Annotated in this window: 6 protein-coding genes; all 6 read right to left on the bottom strand. The window is 39.4% G+C overall.

Features of this window, described 5'->3' with window-relative positions:
- Positions 1-81: 81 nt before the first annotated feature.
- Positions 82-600 carry a GNAT family N-acetyltransferase gene (locus J3L16_RS15580; RefSeq protein WP_207613988.1) on the bottom strand — a complete coding sequence of 173 codons (519 nt, stop codon included), beginning with the start codon at positions 598-600 and terminating at the stop codon, positions 82-84.
- 115 nt (positions 601-715) lie between these two features.
- The gene (locus J3L16_RS15575) at positions 716-1,126 is read right to left on the bottom strand and encodes a hypothetical protein (RefSeq protein ID WP_207613987.1); all 411 of its coding nucleotides are present in this window, start codon (positions 1,124-1,126) and stop codon (positions 716-718) included.
- 490 nt (positions 1,127-1,616) lie between these two features.
- Entirely contained in the window at positions 1,617-2,051 is a 435-nt protein-coding gene (locus tag J3L16_RS15570) for a DUF3592 domain-containing protein (protein ID WP_207613986.1), read from the bottom strand.
- Positions 2,052-2,167: 116 nt separating this feature from the next.
- The gene (locus J3L16_RS15565; protein WP_207613985.1) at positions 2,168-2,632 is read right to left on the bottom strand and encodes a nuclear transport factor 2 family protein; all 465 of its coding nucleotides are present in this window, start codon (positions 2,630-2,632) and stop codon (positions 2,168-2,170) included.
- A 122-nt stretch (positions 2,633-2,754) separates the two neighbouring features.
- Positions 2,755-3,027, bottom strand: a complete 273-nt coding sequence (locus tag J3L16_RS15560; RefSeq protein WP_207613984.1) for a hypothetical protein — start codon at positions 3,025-3,027, stop codon at positions 2,755-2,757.
- A 114-nt stretch (positions 3,028-3,141) separates the two neighbouring features.
- Complete coding sequence (locus J3L16_RS15555) at positions 3,142-3,657, bottom strand: hypothetical protein (RefSeq protein WP_207613983.1); 516 nt, start codon at positions 3,655-3,657, stop codon at positions 3,142-3,144.
- Between the last annotated feature and the right edge of the window lie 117 nt (positions 3,658-3,774).

The following is a 3,774-nucleotide window of genomic DNA, read 5'->3' as shown; positions in this document are numbered from 1 at the left end:
GCTAACGGGCAAATATGCGGCGCTACAATGGCGAAGCCGCGCCGCGTATTTGTCCCAGTATGGCACGCAGTGGCATACGTGTTAAGCGCCTTGTTGGGCGTTTCTGGGGAGTTGAAAAATATCACGTTCTAAACCATCGGGGAATTTATCTCGCCGCTGTTTAATGCCTCGTAATTTGAGGGCGAGATTTCGAGCAGGTAGGTTATCGTCATTCATGTATGTTTCTACTGCCTTCCATTGGAAGTGTTCATATGCATAGTTGATGACTGCTTTGGACGCTTCTGTGGCATAGCCTTTGCCGCGAGCGCAAGGAAGCAGCCACCAAGTTAATTCTGTTGGCCAATCGCAACCTTTCCAGTAACCACAAGTACCAAGTAAGGAGCCTGTTTCTATTTCTTTTACAATCCAGACACCGAAACCAAGTAAGTCCCAAGAGCCAATATCTGCTTTAAGTCTAGCCCACGTTTGTTCGCGAGAAAGTGGGCCACCATATTGTTTTGATGCCTCTGGGTCTAAATAAAAATTCAAATAAATTGGCAGGGCGTCAATACTAGGAGCGATTAGTTCTAGATGTTCTGTTTTTAAAAAAGGGATATGCATTTAAATTGACGCCTAACACTAAGCTAAGGGGCAAAAGCACAATGCGAAAATAGCGAAGCCGCATTGTGTTTTTGTCCCAGCGACCCGCGCAGCGGGTTGCGACTTGAGCGTTTTGTTATGTGCGTGTTGATAAAGGACCGAAATGGAATTCAAAATCACGTTCCATAGCATCCAGTTCTTGCTTAACATCTTTGTACAACTTTAGAATTTCACTATCTACCTCAATTAATAATTCTTCATTTTCAACAAGACTATTCTTTATTTCGATTAATTCTTTAGATAGTGATTGTTTAATATCATCTCCGTTTTCATATACTTGTAAAAAACGGCTAGATGTTTTTAACCGAGCTCGAAGAATGAATAGGTCTCTATTTAGCCCGAACTCGGCAACTTCAAACATAGTGCTTTGGATTTCATTATAGGTAGAGTTGATTTTTTCTGTAGAATCTTGAACGAAAGATAAGGTTACGATTATCCCAATCACAAACCCTAATATTAATAACACTAAACTTTTAAAAAAATTCATAACCTACCTTTAAGCACATAACTTCTAACATAAGCGGCAAATACTTGCTGGCTATAATGCGAAGCAGCCAGCAAGTATTTGTCCGAGTGAGCGGTAGCGAACGTATTTAATGTTTTTGTTATGTGCTTATCTGCGCAGAGAAATTTCATTTTTATTTTCCTTCAACAGTTTTAAACATATGATCCTTGCCAATGCTTTTGGCTTATCGCGGTACTTAAAAGGAAAATAGCTCCAAACCTTATTTCTTAACCACCTTGGGAGCAAGTTGCTTTCTCTATCCCACTCTTCGACTAGCCAGCGAGCTACCATCCTATCTTTCTCTGGAAGCAGGTTATGATAGTTCTTTAAAAGATGTTCTTCCTTCGAGTTCATTTAAGGCACATAACTTTTAACATAAGGGACACATACTCTTTGGCGAAAATAGCGAAGCCCGCCAAAGAGTATGTGTCCCAGTGAGCGAAAGCGAACGTGCTTAATGTTTTTGTTATGTTTACATTACATTGGCACCTAACATTACCAAAATAACAGTCATGATTACTATAGCGATAACTAAGGCTTTTTGGTGATGAGATAAGCCTGGTAAAAGAACCGACTCACCCGGTTTTGAGGGGTGGTGATAAACAATAACTTTATCACCAACATTAAAGTCACTAATTTTTTCCAACGCTTGATCTTCGGTTAATACTGGATTGAACGATTGGTACATAATGTTATCTGACTCAAACGAACTAGACCTAACTTTAAACTTATATCTTATCAAAGGCTTAAAATGAGGATCTTCATCCCAATCCACCCTTAACACACTGGATTCCACAATTGTTCCTTCTACAGTCGGCCAATGAATAGACGAATAAGCCAGCCATAAAAGCTTAATAGATATGACGTAAGCAATGACTAAGACTATAAGTGCAATAAGGCTATCCATATCACCTCAGTAAACATAACGCCCCAATCACAGGCGATTGAACGCTGGCTAAACTAAGTGAGGCACGAACGCAGCCAGCGAGAAAGCGTCCTATGCATTGGTTTGTTAGGCATACATTAACCGTGGTGTCGGCGGATATGCTTTACTAAACCTGATTCGTCAAACTCTAATGAGACAATATTAGTTTTACTATATTCAATGGTTTTATCTAAATGTGCAGGCTTAACTTTACCCATTTCAGTCATTTTTATAAAAACAACATTAGCCCCTACCATAATTTCGTTTATCTCAATATTGCTGTTTATAACTTCATCTTTTAGTTTACCAACCATATCTGAACGGAGTTTCGTTTTATCAGTATACGTAAACTTGAATTTAACATGTTCATCGATGAAATCATCAGATAATAGCGATATATAATGGTCTATTTCTTTAGTGGTTGTATTTGGTTGTTGGCGCGCATTTTTGGCTGATACAAATGCCTTTGCTTTTTCGATTAACTGATCTGCCGTGAACTTGTCATTTGCAGAAGTTGAAAAAGATAAAATAAGGAATATAAATACTAACGTTAATTTTTTCACTGAACTCTCCTTGTATGCCTAACGCTTAGCTAAGGGGCAAAAATACAATGCGAGAATAGCGAAGCCGCATTGTATTTTTGTCCCAGTGACCGAAGGGAACGACTTAAGCGCCTTGTTATAACTCATTGCACCTCAGTTTGAACAGCCTTTCTTAATTCATCTAAGAATACATAGACTGGATAGTCCGACTTTCTATCTATTGGCAGATTGAGATCTCCGTACCATTTGACGTGACAACGTTGAACGAATTGCTTTGATGCAGCTATTCGTTCAAGCTGACTATCTGAATCAAGTTGTTCTTTGAATTCAATGATTTTCTGGGCTTCCGATTGCATATTTAATGCGGTTAAAGCCTCCAATAACTCATTGATTAGTTTTCCAGTGTGCGAATTCATATTGAGTTATAACGCCCGCATAACAGGCCAAAATACAATGCTATCATATGCGCAGCATAGCATTGTATTTTGGTCCTAGCGAACGCAGTGAGCGCGTTTATGCGCTTGTTAGAGCTACTTATCCTGCTGGCGCAAAAAATTGAATATAGGCTCTGTTGGCAACAAGTAGTTTTCACTTTTTTGTTCCGAGTTAATCATATCGTAGACGATAAGAGAGTGTTCATCTCTGGTGTCTATTGAGCAGCACCAATTGTGAATACTAAGAAAGTTACTGTATTTTTGATTGGAGCATTCTCCATAACCCGGAAAGTCTTCCGCAACGAAAGGTATTAGCATTAACAAGTGTTCTGAGCCTTCTACTGTTACTTCATGTGCGCTGACGCCCGTGATTTGAAGTAAATCTCCGGAAGCCGCGCTTCCTTTAAAAGACTCCAAAACTTCAAATACTGAAAAATTTACGCTGCATTTATTGCTGTTAGAGATAGATGTTTTGGGTTCGATGAGCTTCGCATGAAGAATATGGGATGAATATTCGTAGTTCCATTCAAGACGCAGTCTTTCTGGAGTTGCACTATCAGAAGTACACCCGAATACTGTTATAAAAATCCCAATTAGTAATATCCGATACATCCTGTGAGTTTCCTTGTAGCTCTAACGAATAAGTTAAGCGGCGCACTTATGGTGTTAGAAAAAAGCTCCGCTGTTGTATGCGTCCGCTTTAACGCTTTGTTATACGATTGCGAGCAC

It is taken from the genome of Alteromonas sp. 5E99-2 (assembly GCF_017368475.1).
Classification (GTDB): domain Bacteria; phylum Pseudomonadota; class Gammaproteobacteria; order Enterobacterales; family Alteromonadaceae; genus Alteromonas_F.
This window is presented reverse-complemented; position numbering and strand designations above follow the sequence as displayed.

Coding starts and splice junctions, on each gene's coding strand:
- J3L16_RS15580 (WP_207613988.1), bottom strand. CDS start 600: ATGCATATCCCTTTTTTAAAAACAGAACATCTAGAACTAATCGCTCCT.
- J3L16_RS15575 (WP_207613987.1), bottom strand. CDS start 1,126: ATGAATTTTTTTAAAAGTTTAGTGTTATTAATATTAGGGTTTGTGATT.
- J3L16_RS15570 (WP_207613986.1), bottom strand. CDS start 2,051: ATGGATAGCCTTATTGCACTTATAGTCTTAGTCATTGCTTACGTCATA.
- J3L16_RS15560 (WP_207613984.1), bottom strand. CDS start 3,027: ATGAATTCGCACACTGGAAAACTAATCAATGAGTTATTGGAGGCTTTA.
- J3L16_RS15555 (WP_207613983.1), bottom strand. CDS start 3,657: ATGTATCGGATATTACTAATTGGGATTTTTATAACAGTATTCGGGTGT.